General features: G+C 59.9%; 15 protein-coding genes. 13 read left to right on the plus strand and 2 right to left on the minus strand.

The window, feature by feature from the left end:
- Positions 1-5: 5 nt before the first annotated feature.
- Positions 6-227, minus strand: coding sequence for a sulfurtransferase TusA family protein (locus ACK3EW_RS06100; protein WP_493808872.1), 222 nt, complete (start codon positions 225-227; stop codon positions 6-8).
- 114 nt (positions 228-341) lie between these two features.
- Between ACK3EW_RS06100 and ACK3EW_RS06105 the strand changes: the two genes are divergently transcribed.
- A complete protein-coding gene (locus ACK3EW_RS06105; protein WP_085632778.1) occupies positions 342-1094 on the plus strand; it encodes a cytochrome c biogenesis CcdA family protein in 753 nt (250 codons plus the stop codon).
- 114 nt (positions 1095-1208) lie between these two features.
- Here the strand turns inward: ACK3EW_RS06105 and ACK3EW_RS06110 are convergent, their stop codons facing one another.
- Complete coding sequence (locus ACK3EW_RS06110; RefSeq protein WP_493808873.1) at positions 1209-1934, minus strand: FadR/GntR family transcriptional regulator; 726 nt, start codon at positions 1932-1934, stop codon at positions 1209-1211.
- 70 nt (positions 1935-2004) lie between these two features.
- On the opposite strand from ACK3EW_RS06110, the gene ACK3EW_RS06115 reads away from it, so the two are divergent.
- The 12 genes from ACK3EW_RS06115 (at position 2005) to ACK3EW_RS06170 (ending at position 15408) form a co-directional block, all read left to right on the plus strand.
- Positions 2005-2760, plus strand: a complete 756-nt coding sequence (locus ACK3EW_RS06115) for a DUF2182 domain-containing protein (RefSeq protein ID WP_493809695.1) — start codon at positions 2005-2007, stop codon at positions 2758-2760.
- 39 nt (positions 2761-2799) lie between these two features.
- Positions 2800-3456: a DUF1326 domain-containing protein gene (locus tag ACK3EW_RS06120; protein ID WP_493809696.1), complete on the plus strand. Its 657-nt coding sequence runs from the start codon at positions 2800-2802 to the stop codon at positions 3454-3456.
- A 1-nt stretch (position 3457) separates the two neighbouring features.
- Positions 3458-3976: a DinB family protein gene (locus ACK3EW_RS06125; RefSeq protein ID WP_493808874.1), complete on the plus strand. Its 519-nt coding sequence runs from the start codon at positions 3458-3460 to the stop codon at positions 3974-3976.
- A gap of 80 nt (positions 3977-4056) precedes the next feature.
- On the plus strand, positions 4057-5160 hold the full coding sequence (locus ACK3EW_RS06130; RefSeq protein WP_493808875.1) for a dimethylsulfoniopropionate demethylase: 1104 nt from the start codon (positions 4057-4059) through the stop codon (positions 5158-5160).
- A gap of 81 nt (positions 5161-5241) precedes the next feature.
- Positions 5242-6231 (plus strand): acryloyl-CoA reductase, encoded by a 990-nt coding sequence (gene acuI, locus ACK3EW_RS06135; protein WP_493808876.1) that lies wholly within the window; start codon positions 5242-5244, stop codon positions 6229-6231.
- A 179-nt stretch (positions 6232-6410) separates the two neighbouring features.
- Positions 6411-8291 carry a BCCT family transporter gene (locus ACK3EW_RS06140; RefSeq protein WP_493808877.1) on the plus strand — a complete coding sequence of 627 codons (1881 nt, stop codon included), beginning with the start codon at positions 6411-6413 and terminating at the stop codon, positions 8289-8291.
- Positions 8292-8580: 289 nt separating this feature from the next.
- Positions 8581-8994, plus strand: a complete 414-nt coding sequence (locus tag ACK3EW_RS06145) for a universal stress protein (protein WP_493808878.1) — start codon at positions 8581-8583, stop codon at positions 8992-8994.
- Between the two features lie 78 nt (positions 8995-9072).
- Positions 9073-10716 (plus strand): BCCT family transporter, encoded by a 1644-nt coding sequence (locus tag ACK3EW_RS06150; protein WP_493808879.1) that lies wholly within the window; start codon positions 9073-9075, stop codon positions 10714-10716.
- A gap of 117 nt (positions 10717-10833) precedes the next feature.
- Complete coding sequence (locus ACK3EW_RS06155) at positions 10834-12033, plus strand: aminotransferase class V-fold PLP-dependent enzyme (RefSeq protein ID WP_493808880.1); 1200 nt, start codon at positions 10834-10836, stop codon at positions 12031-12033.
- A 132-nt stretch (positions 12034-12165) separates the two neighbouring features.
- The gene (locus ACK3EW_RS06160) at positions 12166-13581 is read left to right on the plus strand and encodes a cryptochrome/photolyase family protein (protein ID WP_493808881.1); all 1416 of its coding nucleotides are present in this window, start codon (positions 12166-12168) and stop codon (positions 13579-13581) included.
- Positions 13582-13757: 176 nt separating this feature from the next.
- Entirely contained in the window at positions 13758-14966 is a 1209-nt protein-coding gene (locus ACK3EW_RS06165) for an SAM-dependent methyltransferase (protein ID WP_085632758.1), read from the plus strand.
- 1 nt (position 14967) lies between these two features.
- Complete coding sequence (locus ACK3EW_RS06170; protein ID WP_085632756.1) at positions 14968-15408, plus strand: TrgA family protein; 441 nt, start codon at positions 14968-14970, stop codon at positions 15406-15408.
- The last annotated feature ends 6 nt before the right edge of the window (positions 15409-15414 follow it).

A 15414-nucleotide genomic window follows, 5' to 3' on the forward strand; every position in this document is an offset into this window, starting at 1 on the left:
CGCGGTCAGGCTTTGCGGATCACCCAAAGCATGGCGTCGCCCTGCGTGTCGCTGCTGACAAGGGTGTGCCCGGCCTCGTTGCAAAAATGGGGCATGTCGACGATGGCTGCCGGATCATCCGTCAGCACCCGCAATTCGCTGCCCGACGAAAGCGCCATCAAGCGCTTGCGCGCCTTGAGAACGGGCAGGGGGCACAGCAGCCCGGTGGCATCCAAATCTTCACTCATACGCGCGATTTAGGCCTGTCTGGTGCCGCTGTCCACAGTGCGGGTGCAATGATGGCACGATGATGTGACCCCGCGTCGCGTGACAGCGCTAAAGGCTTGGCATATGTCGGTGCTATGTTGGAATTCCAGATCATCGACGCCGCCCTCTTTCCGGCCATGAGCATCGCACTTTTGGCGGGGGCTTTGTCATTTCTCAGCCCCTGCGTGCTGCCCATCGTGCCGCCTTATCTGGCGTATATGTCAGGTGTGAGTGTGGCCGATATCGAAGCGGGAGGGGAAGGCCGCCGCAAAGGCATTCTCGCGGCGCTGTTCTTTGTGCTTGGCCTGTCGACGATCTTTATCCTGCTGGGGTTCACCGCTTCGGCCTTTGGATCATTGTTCCTTCAGTACCAGACGCAATTGGCGCAGGTGTCTGGGGTGGTTGTGATCATCTTTGGGCTGCATTTTCTTGGGGTGTTCCGCATTCCGTTTCTGGATCAGGAAGCCCGTTTGGAGGCAGGCCAACAGGGTGGGTCGGCCTTTGGGGCCTATGTCCTTGGGCTGGCTTTCGCCTTTGGCTGGACGCCCTGTATCGGGCCGCAGCTGGGGGCGATCCTGTCGATGGCCGCTAGCGAGGCGTCGGTGACGCGGGGCACGTTGCTGCTGGCGGTTTATGCGGCAGGGCTGGGCATCCCGTTTTTGTTGGCGGCGATGTTCCTGACCCGTGCGATGGGTGTGATGAACCGCATCAAAAAGCACATGCGCAAGATCGAACTGGCGATGGGCGGTCTGTTGGTGATCGTCGGCATCGCGCTGGTCACGGGGGCGTTCACGTCCTTTGCGTTCTGGCTGCTCGAGACCTTTCCGGGGCTGGCCTTGTTGGGCTGAGGCGGGTTCGATCCTTTGAAGGATCGAAGGACATCCTTTGAAGGATGTTATAGCGCGCAATGGAGCGGTGAGAGCCACATCCTTTGAAGGATGTCAGGAAACCCTTTGAAGGGTTTACCGCGTCGCGCGGGCCTTGAGCACTGATTGACCCAGCGTGATCGTGTAAGCCTCAAGCGTCGCCAGCGCGCTGTCCACAGACGCCATATCGCGGCGTTCCAGCCCCGCCACAATAGCGCGGTGCAGGTTGATGATTTCTGCGCGGCTGCGCGCGGTGAAAGTAATCATGTTCATCAAGGGCTGCATTGCCTCGACGCTGCCTGCAAGATGGTAGCTGAGCACCTCGTTGCCCGCGCAATCCACCAAGGCCCGGTGAAAGGCGACGTCCGAGGCGCAGAACGCCTCGTCCGACAGGTCAGGGGCCGATTGTGTTTCGATCTCGGTGCGCATCTTGTCCAGCAGGGCATCTGTGCGCCGCTCTGCTGCCAGCGCTGTGCAACTGCGTTCAAGCGCATAGCGCGCCTCGCAGGCAACCTGAAAGCTGATCGCGTTCATACCCAGAAGAAGCGTTGATGTCGTGACCTGCTGCGCGCGGGCCCCGTCGTAGGAGAGGTGATTGACGAACGCCCCGCCAAACGCGCCGCGTTCGGTGCGGATCAGCGATTGCGCCGCCAGCCGTTTCAGCGCTTCGCGTACCGTGGCGCGGGACACGCCGTGCTGATCGGCGAGTTCTGCCTCGGAGGGCAGGCGGTCGCCCACCAGCAGCCGCCCGTCGACAATCGCGGTGCGGATGGCGTCCGCGATCTGGGCGGACAGGCTTTTCTCGGGCTGTGCATTTTTCATTTGTCAGGCATTTAAATGTCTGACAATTATTTTGGCAAGCCCTGAGTCGCGGCTGAGTGGAGGAATGTGTATGCTGGCAGACCGGATCAGACAGATGAGCGCGCCGCATTGGCTTGCGCTTTATGGGCTGGTTCTGCTGTGCTGGTTGATTTTGGCGCTGATGGCGGTGCCTGCGGACTTGCGCGACATGGCGCGGGTGTTTGGCGGCGATTTCTGGGAGGCGTTCTGCACCACGACACCGGACGCGGCTGGATTCTTGCGGCTTTGGGTCATGTGGGGCCTGATGTCGGGGGCGATGATGGCGCCGACGGCGCTGCCTGCGCTGGCCACGTATGATGATCTGGGACGGTCGACCGAGACCGATCTGGGTGGGCTGCTGGCCGGGTATCTGGCGGTCTGGCTTGGGTTTTCCGCCTTGGCTGCGGGATTGCAGATCGGGCTATTCAGCTTTGGCTGGGTCAGCGCGTTCGGCGACAGCCGCTCGGCGGTGCTGTCGGGGGGATTGCTGGTGCTGGCCGGGGCTTACCAATTCAGTGCCTTGAAAGAGGCGTGTCTGGCCAAGTGCCGGATGCCGGTCACGTTTTTCATGGCGCATTGGGATGAAGGCGCATGGCGCAACGGGTTGCGTCTTGGCGCGGTCTGCCTTGGCTGCTGCTGGGCGCTGATGCTGCTGGGCTTTGTCGGCGGTGTGATGTCGCTGGGCTTTATGGGGCTCGCGACGGTGGTGATGACGTTGGAGAAATTGCGCGCCGGGGCTTGGATCACCCGGCCTTTGGGGGGTGTCCTGATCGGGACTGGCCTCGTTGTGGCGCTTTTGGGATCTTAAGGGAGAGATGCAATGAGTGATCGTTTGGACGTGGCGGAGATGCTGGACAACCGCCATCCGGCTGCGGACCGGCCTGGGCCGGAGATTCAGCCTTGGGCCATCAAGGGGGAGCTGATCCTCAACTGTAACTGTACGGTGTTCTGCCCCTGCGTGATCAGTCTTGGCAAGCATCCGCCCACCGAAGGGCATTGCCAGACATGGGGCGGGGTGCGGATCGATTCCGGTCACTATGGCGATCTGGACTTGTCGGGCCTCAACATCGGCCTTTTGATCGAGATCCCGGGCATGATGAGCCGGGGCAACTGGAAAGTTGGTTTGTTTGTCGATGACCGCGCGGACGATCCGACCTTTGACGCTTTGGTCAAGGTGTTCAGCGGCGCTGCCAAGGGCACAACGGGTTTGTTCCAAATACTCGTGGGTGAATTCCTGGGGGCCGAGCGTCAGCCCGTCACTTACGAGACCGAGGGCAAGACCCGTCACATCACCGTGGGTCGCAAGATCCAAGGGGTTGTCCATCCGGTCGGTGGGGCCAATGCCGACGAAGACCTCGTGGTCAAGAACACGCAGTACTGGATGGGGCCGGACATCACCGTCGCCACCGCGACCAAGGGCAAGGTTCGCGCCTATGGCCGGGTCTGGGATTTTGACGGACGCAGCGCCGAGATTTGCCAGATCGACTGGCACGGACCCAAGTAAGATGATGATCTTCCCGGAATATTGCGTGACGATGGCGCGATATAACGCGTGGCAGAACAAGCAACTGCGGGCGGCGTTCGACACTCTGTCCGAAGCTGAGCTGCGCAAGGAACGCAAGGCGTTTTTCGGGTCGATCCTCAGCACGGCCAACCATCTTCTGTGGGGCGACATGATCTGGATGTCGCGTTTCGATGGCGGAGCAAGGCCAGAGGCCGGGATTTCCGACAGCGTCGACCTGACACCGACCCCGGCAGTCTGGGCTGGAGACCGCTACAGGATGGACGCGCGCATCCTGCGCTGGGCTGAAGGGCTGAACGCCATTGATCTGAAAGGCGATCTTCGCTGGTATTCCGGGGCGATGGGGTGCGACATGGTCAAGCCGATTGATCTGTGCATCACGCATTTCTTCAATCACCAGACCCATCATCGCGGGCAGATCCACGCGATGCTGACGGCTGCGGGGGCAACAGCGCCCGTGACCGATCTTTTCATCATGCCCGAAGACGGGCCCTGGTTGTAACCTTTCGGTCTGCTGGACGGCGCTCGCGCGATGCGCGTCGCCCCGCCCACCATCCCGAGTTCTGTGCATGAGGTGTGCGCATGGCTCTGATTTCTCCTTCCCGGCGGGTGCGCCGGACCCCGTTCTCGGATGGCAATGAGGCCGCCGGGGTCAAGGCTTATACGGTTTATAACCGGATGCTTTTGCCGACGGTGTTCCGGTCGGTCGAGGAAGATTACCGCCATCTGAAAGACGCGGTGCAGGTCTGGGACGTGGCCTGCGAGCGGCAGGTCGAGCTGCGCGGCCCCGATGCGGGGCGATTGATGCAGATGCTCACGCCGCGCGATTTGCGGTCGATGCTGCCGGGTCAGTGTTTCTATGTGCCGATTGTTGATGAGACCGGCGGGATGCTCAACGACCCGGTGGCGGTCAAGCTGGCCGAAGACCGTTGGTGGATTTCGATTGCCGACAGCGATCTGCTGTTCTGGGTCAAGGGATTGGCCTATGGCTTCCGGCTGGATGTGCTGGTGGATGAACCGGACGTGTCGCCGCTCGCTGTGCAGGGACCGAAGTCGGACGATCTGATGGCGCGGGTGTTTGGCGATCAGGTGCGTGATATCCGGTTTTTCCGATACAAGATGCTGGATTTTCAGGGGCGATCGCTTGCTGTGGCGCGATCGGGCTATTCGCGTCAGGGCGGCTTTGAGATTTATGTCGAAGGCAGTGATCTCGGCATGCCGCTTTGGAACGCGCTGATGGAAGCGGGTCGTGATCTGGACGTGCATGCGGGCTGTCCCAACCTGATCGAACGGATCGAGGGGGGATTGCTGAGCTACGGCAATGATATGACCGACAACAACACACCGCATGAATGCGGGTTGGGCAAGTTCTGCAACACGCAGACAGCCATCGGCTGTGTTGGGCGCGATGCGCTGCTGCGTGTGGCCCAAGAAGGTCCGATCCGGCAGATCCGGGCCATTGAAATTCATGGCGAGCGCGTGCCTTCGTGTGACAGGCCGTGGCCGCTGATGGCGGGGGATGTTCAGGTGGGCCAAGTGACCAGTGCGGCGTGGAGCCCGGATTTTGGCACCAACGTGGCCATCGGCATGGTGCGCATGACCCATTGGGACGAGGGCACCGATCTGGACGTGGTGCTGCCGAACGAGGTGCGCGCGGCGCAGGTCTGGGAGACCTTCTGGGTCTGAGCGCGTTGTGGAGTTGGGGAGTGAGGGGCCAGCCCCTCACACTCCCCGGAGTTTTTTGGGCAAGATGAAAAGGAGCAAGGCATGTTCAAGGCATTGATGGTTCGCAAGGACGAAGAGAGCGGCAAGACCTCGGCGGCGGTCGAGGAGATTGGGTTGGACGACCTGCCGCAGGCCGAAGTCACGGTGTCGGTCGAGTATTCGACGGTGAACTACAAGGACGGGCTCTGCATCGGGCCGGGGGGCGGGCTTGTGCGCAAGTATCCGCATGTGCCGGGGATTGATTTTGCCGGGACGGTCGAGGCGTCGGATGACGACCGCTATAAGCCGGGTGACAAGGTGGTCCTGACCGGATGGCGTGTGGGTGAGGCGCATTGGGGCGGGTATTCTCAGAAGGCGCGGGTGAAGGCCGATTGGCTGGTGCCGCTGCCCGAGGGGCTGGATACGCGTCAGGCGATGGCCGTGGGCACTGCCGGGTTTACCGCGATGCTGGCAGTGATGGCGCTGGAGGATCATGGCATCAAGCCGGGGCCGGTTCTGGTGACCGGGGCTGCTGGTGGCGTGGGTTCGGTGGCGACGGCGATCCTTGCCGGGTTGGGGCACAAGGTTGCGGCGGTGACCGGTCGGCCTGAGCAAGCCGCCTATCTGGAGTCGCTTGGTGCGACACAGATCGTGGCGCGGGACGAGCTGAACGAGACTGTCAAGCGGCCGTTGGAGGCCGAGACATGGGGCGGCTGTGTCGATGCTGTGGGGGGTGCGATGCTGGCCCGCGTATTGGGGCAGATGGAATATGGTGCGTCTGTTGCCGCCGTCGGTCTGGCAGGCGGTGCAAACCTGCCGGCGACGGTGATTCCGTTTCTGCTGCGCGGTGTGAACCTGTTGGGAATCGACAGCGTCATGCAGCCCTATGACAACCGGGTAAGGGCATGGCAGCGGATCGCCAAAGACCTGCCGATGGACAAGCTGGAGGCGATGGTGACACCGGCGACGCTTGCCGATTTGCCGGGTCTTGGGGCGGACATTCTCAAGGGTCAGGTCAAGGGCCGTGTTGTGGTCGACGTGGCTGCGGGCTGATCGCTCAAACCTTGCTGAACCAACCGACCGGGGTGGCCTGTGCTGCCCCGGTTTTCTTTTGCGAAATCCCCAAGGGAATGACCAGCCTCGGGGTTTTCCCTGCCGGAGGGTGACGTAAAGCGGCCTTCATGCTAGGCTTTGTTTAATAATAATGAGAAATTTTTGGGAGGACTGAACTCATGGCATTGAAACCGCCCCTTATGGAGCTGCCGATCAAGACGGCAGATGACGGGTTCTACAAAGGCTTTGCGAAGCTGGTCACCATCACCGGAAAACTGTTGGTCGGCGCGCTGATCCTTTGGGCTGTTGCGTTTCCCGAACAGTCCGGCGCGGTCTTGTCCGGGATCAACAGTGTGATCCTGGCGACATTCAATTATTGGTACGTCTTTGTCATGGCGTTCTTTGTCGCGGTCTGTTTGATCCTTGCGGTCCTCCCGGCCTCGGGGCGGTTGAAACTGGGGCATCACGACGATAAACCAGAATTTTCGAATTTTTCTTGGTTTTCCATGATGTTCGGTGCCGGTATCGGCATCGGGATGCTGACCTTTGCCACGGCAGAGCCGTTGTATCACTGGGGCAGCAATCCAAGCACCATTCAGGGCCTGACCGCGGGCAGCAGCGCGGAGAACGTTCGCGAGGCCTATGTCTGGTCTTTCACCCATTGGGGGCTTGCCGCATGGGCTGCCTATGCCATCGTTGGGCTGTCACTGGCCTATTTCTCGTATCGTCGTGATTTGCCTTTGACCATCCGTTCGGCCTTGGCGCCGATTTTTGGCAGGTCACTGTCGGGCGCAACAGGACATATCGTGGATGTGGTTGCGGTTGTGGCCACGGTGCTGGGCGTGTCGCAGACCTTGGGTTTCGGGGTCGAACAATTCGTGTCTGGTCTGTCGCGGATCGGCTTTGGCGATTGGCTTTATACCGCCACCGAGGATGGTGGGCAGAAGATGTCGACCATGGCGATTGTCACGGCTTTGGCAGTGATCATGGGAGCGTCGACGCTTTCGGCACTGTCTGGTGTGGGCAAGGGCATCAAGTGGTTGTCCAACATCAATATGGGGCTGAGTTTCTTCATCCTTGCCTTCTTTCTGGCCTTTGGGTCGACCTTCTTTGGATTGCAAGCCTTGGTGCTGGGCATCTGGGATTACATCATCTCGATCCCCGGCAATATCCTGACGGTCTGGTCGCCCGTGCCGATGGACGCCTTCATGGCCTCGGTTCCTGCCGCGGCACAGGCGTTGTCGCCGGAAGACCTTGCGACGGTCTATGGCTCTGCCACCAGCCCGTGGGGGTCGCTTCAGTCCTTTACCGAAGGTTTGCCTGCCGCTGCCGCATCGCTGTCGGAAGCTGACATCGCGGCGACCTATGCTGCCGCAACGGACAGCCGTCTGTCCGGTTGGCAGGGGGCGTGGTCCATCTTCTACTGGGCGTGGTGGATCGCCTTTGCCCCGTTCGTGGGCGTGTTCCTTGCGCGTATCTCGAAGGGGCGCACCGTTCGGGAATACGTGCTGGGGGCCATCGTGATCCCGGCTTTCATGTGCTTTGTCTGGTTTGCCATCGTGGGTGGCACCGCGATTGATCTGGAACTCAACGGCGGCGCTGATGGGGCCATTGTGGGGGCAGGGCAATCGGACCAGCTGTTTGCGATGCTGGCCTTCATGTTGTCCGAGAACCTTGCATGGATCATGTCCGTGATCGTCGTAATCCTGTTGCTGACCTATCTGGTGACGTCTGCGGACTCGGCTGTTTTGATCATCAATACGATCAACGCGGCGGGTGACGAAGGCCCAAAGGCGCGGCCGCATATCCTGTTCTGGGGGGCGGCGCTTGCGCTGGTCGTCGGCGGGTTGATCGTGGCTGGTGGCCTGAGTGCGATCCAGACAGCCATGGTGATCGGCGCCTTGCCGTTCTCGGTTGTGATGGTGCTGATGGGGATTTCGGTGCTCAAGGCGATCTGGCGCGACAGCCGCAGAGAGAAAGCGGGTGTGCCTGCTACATCGGCGCATCTGGCGGCGTCCCGTGCCAGTATTCCGACGGATGAGGTTGTCGCAGAACCCTGACTTTTACGGCTCCAACTGGGTTCAAAAGCGACTTGATTGCAAGTTGAACCAATGAAGACCCTTTTAAAGTAAGGGGTTCTGGGGCCAATCTAATGTTGCAAAAGCGACATTTTCCGCCGCTTCGGTTTGCATCGGGGCGGCGGTTTCCTTTAGGGTGTTGTCGCGTTGTGGGAAACCCGACGCCCGTTGTGTCTGTCCGAGTGCTTGGCGCCAAGGACCGCGCCATTTTTGGCGGACACACAAAGACCATTGCTGCGAGCGATGGCACAACACGCAGGAGGGACACACGATGTTCAATCGTATCATGGTGCCGGTGGATCTGGCGCATATGGACAAGCTGGAGCGGGCGCTGCGCTGTGCCTCGGACCTGGCACAGCATTACAGCGCCACATTGGTGTATGTGGGTGTGGCAGCTGCGACTCCGGGATCGGTGGCGCACACACCGCAGGAATTCGCTCAGAAGATGTCGGATTTTGCAGCAGAGCAAGGGCGGGCGCGGGGTGTGGCGGCCGAAGGGCTGGCGCTGACCAGCCGCGATCCGACCACCGATCTTGATCCGACTTTGCTCAAGGCAATCGAGGAGACCGGGGCGGACCTTGTGGTCATCGCAAGCCATGTGCCGAACCTCACCGACTATATCTGGCCGTCCAACGGCGGCACTGTGGCCAAGCGGGCCAGCGTGTCGGTGATGGTGGTTCGTTAAGCTTTTCAGGGAACCCGCGACAGCGTTGTGCGTTTGTCGGGGTGGCCAAAATAAAATTTTAACAAAAAGGGACGGTTGATGACCGATACTTCAGCAAGTCAGGGAATACCTGAGCCAGAGGGGTCTTCCCAGATTATCGAGACCGATTACGAGATCGGTCAGGACAATATTGAAACCCAGATCGGGCCATTCGGGCTTGATATTCACAACCCCGTCTTCATGGTTTCGGGGGTCTGTATCATTGCATTCGTGTTTTACACACTCGCCTTGCCGGAACAGGCGGGGGCGGCGTTTAGCTGGATGTTCAGCGCGGTGACCCAAGGCTTTGATTGGTTCTTTCTGACCGCAGCCAATATTTTTGTACTGTTCTGTCTGCTGCTGATCGTGCTGCCGGTCGGATCGGTGCGATTGGGCGGCGATGAAGCGACGCCCGATTACACCTATGTGGGGTGGTTCGCGATGTTGTTTGCGGCGGGTATGGGCATCGGTCTGATGTTCTACGGCGTGTCCGAGCCGATGAGCCATTTCGCGGCTTCCCTTGGCGGGACGGCTGCCGAAGATGGCGCACGCTCAGATTGGGCACCTCTGGGTGCCGCTGCTGGAGATGAGCAGGCGGCGGTTCGTTTGGCTTTTGCCGCGACAATCTTTCACTGGGGCCTGCACCCTTGGGCGATCTATGCGGTGGTGGCCTTGGCGCTGGCGCTGTTTTCCTACAACAAGGGTCTGCCGCTGACGATCCGGTCGGCGTTTTATCCCATTCTCGGAGACTGGGTCTGGGGCTGGCCGGGGCATGTGATCGACATTCTGGCGGTGTTCGCCACGCTGTTCGGTCTGGCGACATCGCTGGGCTTTGGGGCGACGCAGGCGAATGCGGGTCTAAATGAGCTGTTCGGTGTGCCAATCGGATCGACCACCGAAGTGATCCTGATCTCGGGCATCACCGCCGTGGCGCTGATTTCGGTGATGCGGGGCCTTGATGGCGGCGTGAAGGTGCTGTCGGAAATCAATATGGGGCTGGCGGCTTTGCTGCTGCTTTTCGTGTTGTTCGCAGGTCCGACGCTGGCGATCCTCACTGGCTTTGTCGACTACCTTGCCGCTTACCTGACCTATCTGCCGGCGCTGTCGAACCCGGTGGGCCGCGAAGATACCAACTTCATGCAGGGCTGGACCTCGTTCTACTGGGCGTGGTGGATCAGCTGGTCGCCGTTTGTCGGCATGTTCATCGCCCGTGTGAGCCGGGGCCGTACGGTGCGCGAATTTATCATCTGCGTGTTGCTTATCCCGTCGCTGGTCTGCGTGCTGTGGATGTCCGTTTTTGGCGGCGTGGCGATCCAGCAGGTTTTGCAGGATGGTTATACAGCGGCGCAGGACGCTCCGCTTGAGCTTAAGCTGTTCAAGATGTTGGACGGGTTGCCCTTGGCTTCGATCACCAGTTTTATCGGCATTATCCTTGTGATCGTTTTCTTTGTGACCTCATCGGATTCAGGGTCGCTGGTGATCGACACGATCACGGCGGGTGGCAAGGTTGACGCGCCGGTGCCGCAGCGGGTGTTCTGGTGTATCTTCGAGGGGGCTGTGGCCATCGTGTTGCTGCTCTCGGCGGGCGGGTTGCAATCGTTGCAATCCATGGTGATTTCCACCGGTCTGCCGTTCACCATCGTTCTGTTGGTGATGTGTGTCGCCATCTGGAAGGGTCTACAGGCCGAGCGTCGCGCGCTTTGATGTGACCGACGACAAGATATCTTCCGCCCCGGCTCTGGTCGGGGCGGATTTTTTGTGACCTAGTGGCACCGTTTGCCGACCGAGGTCGGTGTGCTTTCTTCGAGGACTATCAAGACCATGCTCGACATCGACTTCGTACGTTCGAACTTTCCGGCGTTTTCCCAACCTGTGCTTGAGGGGCAGGCGTTTTTCGAAAACGCTGGTGGCTCTTTTACGTGTCGGCAGGTGATCGACCGGCTCATGCGGTTCTACCATGAGCGCAAGGTGCAGCCCTATGCGCCCTACGCAGCCTCCCGTCTGGGTGGGGAAGAGATGGACGAAGCCCGGTCGCGATTAGCGGCCCTGCTGGGGGTCGAGACGGACGAGGTGAGCTTTGGTCCGTCCACCACTCAAAACACCTATGTGCTGGCACAGGCGTTCCGACAGTTCATGAAACCGGGTGAGGCGATCATTGTCACCAATCAGGATCACGAAGCCAATACCGGCCCGTGGCGGCGGTTGGCGGATGAAGGCATCGAGGTGCGCGAGTGGACGGTGAACCCCGAGACCGGGCATCTGGAAACCGATGATCTGGAAAACCTGTTGGACGAGTCTGTGCGGCTGGTCTGTTTCCCGCATTGCTCCAACGTGGTGGGCGAGATCAATCCGGTGCTCGATATCACCTCAATGTGCCACGCGGCGGGGGCCTTCGTGTGCGTCGATGGGGTCAGCTATGCGCCGCACGGGTTTGTCGATGTGGGCGATCTGGGGCCGGATATCTATCTATTTTCAAGCTACAAGACCTACGGGCCCCATCAGGGCATCATGGTGATCCGGCGCGCCTTGGGGCAGCTTTTGCCGAACCAAGGGCATTATTTCAATGCGGGCAGCTTGTATAAACGGTTTACCCCTGCGGGGCCGGATCATGCGCAGGTGGCGGCCTGTGCCGGGATGGCGGATTACATGGACGCATTGGCGACCCATCATGGGGTGTCTGCGCGCGGTGTGCATGATGTGATGCGCGCGCATGAGGTGAAGCTTTTGCAGCCGCTGCTGGATGCCGTAAAGGACCGCAATTCCGTGCGGCTGATCGGCCCTTCGGATGCAAGCGTGCGTGCGCCCACAGTGGCCTTGGCGCTGAACCGTCCCGGGGAAGAGGTCGCGGCGGAACTGGCGCAGCACGGGGTCATGTGTGGCGGTGGCGACTTTTATGCTGTGCGCGCGCTCGAGGCGATGGGTATGGATTTGGGCAAGGGGGTGTTGCGGCTGAGCTTTGTTCATTACACCTCGGAAGCGGAAGTGACTAAGGCCATCGAGGCGTTGGACGCAGTTCTTTAGGGGGCTTTGCCCCCGTCCGCCTTTGGCGGACTCCCCTGGGGCTTTTGTGAAACGAAGAAGACTTGGCGCGCGTTTGACCTTTGACGTGGCGCGGCTAGGTCGCGCGGAAATAATTCGGCAAAGGGCAGGGCGATGACATCACCGACACTGGTTTGGATCCGCAGGGATTTGCGGCTCAGCGATCACGCAGCTCTGACGGCGGCGGTGCAACGCGGTGGTCCGGTCATTCCGGTTTTCCTGCGTGATGATCTGGTGGACGGGCTGGGGGCCGCGCCGAAATGGCGGTTGGGGCTGGGGCTGGAGTGCTTTGCTGACGCGCTGGTCGACAAAGGCAGCCGTCTGATCCTGAGGTCGGGCGATGCGCGGGAAGTGATCCCGGCACTGGCCAAGGAGGTCGGCGCGGGCGCGGTCTATTGGCAGCGCGCCTATGATCCTGACTCGGTTGAGCGGGATACCGATGTGAAGGCGGCGCTGACCGATGCGGCCGTTGAGGCCAAGAGCTATGTCGGGCATCTGATGTTCGAGCCGTGGACGGTCGAGACTGGGCAGGGGACCTTTTACAAGGTCTATACGCCGTTCTGGAAATCGGTGCGGGACCGGTCGGTCGACGCACCTTTGGCGGCACCTTCGTCTTTGCCCGCACCTGATACATGGCCCGAGAGCGATGCATTGGAGGATTGGGCGCTTGGGGCCGCGATGGACCGGGGGGCAGATGTGGTGCGCCCGTTTGTGCAGCTTGGTGAGCAGGCAGCACAGTCGCGACTGGGGGCGTTTATGGCGTCCAAAGTAGCGGACTACGTGCGGACGCGGGATTTGCCCGGCGTGGACGGGACGTCGAACCTGTCGGAGAACCTTGCTTTGGGCGAGATCAGCCCGGCGCAGTGCTGGCATGCCGGTCAGCGTGCGATGCAGGATGGCAAGGCCGGGGCGGAGACCTTTTTGAAAGAGCTGGTCTGGCGCGAGTTTGCCTATCACCTGATGTGGCACACGCCACGCATCCTGACCGATAACTGGCGCGAGGAATGGCAGGCGTTCCCGTGGAACGAGGATGAGCGTAAGGCCGAGGTCAAAGCTTGGAAGCAGGGGCGCACCGGCATCCGCTTTGTCGATGCGGCAATGCGCGAGATGTATGTGACGGGTCGGATGCACAACAGGGGCCGGATGATCGTGGCCAGCTATCTGACCAAGCACCTGATGTGCCATTGGAAGATCGGGCTCAAATGGTTTGAAGACTGTCTGATCGACTGGGATCCGGCGTCAAACGCGATGGGTTGGCAATGGTCGGCGGGCTCGGGGCCAGACGCTACGCCCTATTTCCGCGTGTTCAACCCGGTGACGCAGCTCGACAAGTTCGACAAGGAGCGCGGTTATGTCAGTCGGTGGATTGCGGAAGACTACAGCGCGCCGCACGATGATGCGCTGTCCTATTATGCCGCGATCCCGCGGTCGTGGTCGATGTCGCCGGATGATGCCTATCCCGAGCCCATCGTGGCACCAGACGTGGGGCGGAAACGGGCGCTGTCAGCCTATGAAAACCGGGATTTCTGACGCAGTAACAGGCTGGCGGCGATGGACTACGTAAATTTATCGCAAGCTGAATAAAATCCGTTACTTAACGTCCGGTATATCTTGTCTTTGGCAGGGCTGGACTACCTAGGGTTAACACTTGCCTGCCTTGCGCGGCTATGAATAGTGTCACCTGACCCAGACAGCGGAAGACCTGCATGATCCTGACATCGACCGAAAACCAACCCAATTTGCCGCGCTATTTCGCACAGGTGTTTGCGATGGCAGACCGGCTTCGGAAGGGGCGTGTGGATTTCATCTTGCCCGACGGGCGGCATTTTCGGGCTGAAGGCGCAGAGCCGGGCGCGGTGGCAGAGGTGCATGTGCACAACAATGACCTGTTTGCCCGCTTGATCCGCGATGGCGATCTGGGGTTCAGCGATGCGTATCTCGAAGGCTGGTGGAGCACACCTGATTTGCAGGCCTTCATGGATTTCGTGCATGGCGAGAACAACGATGTCTACGACAGCTTTCCCGGTATGACATTCGTTCGCTGGTACGAACAATTGCGCTTCTGGATGCAGTCGAACTCCAAACGGCAGGCGAAGAAGAACATCAGTTACCACTACGATCTGGGCAATGATTTCTATTCGCTTTGGCTGGACGACACGATGACGTACTCCTCGGCCTTGTTTGAGACCGGTCAGGAAAGTACCGAAAAGGCGCAGATCGCCAAGTACAAGAGCATGGTGGACCAGATGGGTGCTCAGCCTGGCGATCATGTGCTGGAAATCGGTTGTGGCTGGGGCGGTTTCGCAGAATACGCAGCCAAGGAGCGGGGGCTCAAGGTCACCGGTCTGACCATCAGCGAAGAGCAGTACAAGTATGCCGTGGACCGGATCGCCAAAGCTGGTTTGTCGGATCGTGTGACTTTCAAGTTGCAGGATTACCGCGATGAAAAAGGCCAATATGACGGCATCGCGTCCATCGAGATGTTCGAAGCCGTGGGCCAAAAATACTGGCCAACCTATTTCAATTCAGTGAAAAACTGCCTGAAACCCGGCAAACACGCGACATTGCAGATCATCACGGTCGAGGAATCGCGCTGGGAGATTTACAATCGAGGCGTTGATTTCATTCAGAAATATATCTTCCCTGGTGGCATGCTGCCCAGTCCGGGCGTGCTGCGGCAGGAGATTGAGGCGGCGGGGCTCAAGGTCGCGCAATCTATCGAGTTTGGTGAAAGCTATAGCCAGACGCTGCGTCGCTGGCATGAGACCTTTAACGAAAAGTGGGATCAGGTGGCGGGTCTGGGTTTTGACGATCGCTTCCGCAGAATGTGGAATTTTTATCTCACCTCTTGCGCGGCGACCTTCCATAGCGGAAACTGTGATGTGACGCAGATCACCATTACGAGACCAAGCTAGTATGCCCACAGCCGCCAAAGCCGTCGCAGCTCTCTGCCTCGCAGCTTTGGGGTATCTGGCCTCGGAAGTCTTGAAGACGCTTTTGCCGGCCAGCACGTATTTCGGTAATTTCTCGATCTACAACGCGGTCATTGGGGCTGTTGTCGGGTGGATCGTCGTTGGAACGCGCGCTGGACGCGGGACCAAGGACGCCATTGCCAACGGGCTGACAGGTGTGGCGGCACTGATCTTCTGGTGCGTCTTCGTGCATGCCAGCCTCGAGATGTTCAACCTATCGATGAAGCGACGGTATGACGGACCGGTCGAGGCGTTTTCGGCGATTTTCGAAATCGGTATCGAATATGCAGGCTTGCTGATGAACCCGATGATGATCTCGACCCTGCTGATCGGAGCGCTGCTGACTGGCTACTTTTCCGAATACGCTGCACGAAGCTGGAAATAGGTCGCT

This window comes from Marivita sp. NO-S04 (assembly GCF_059070475.1).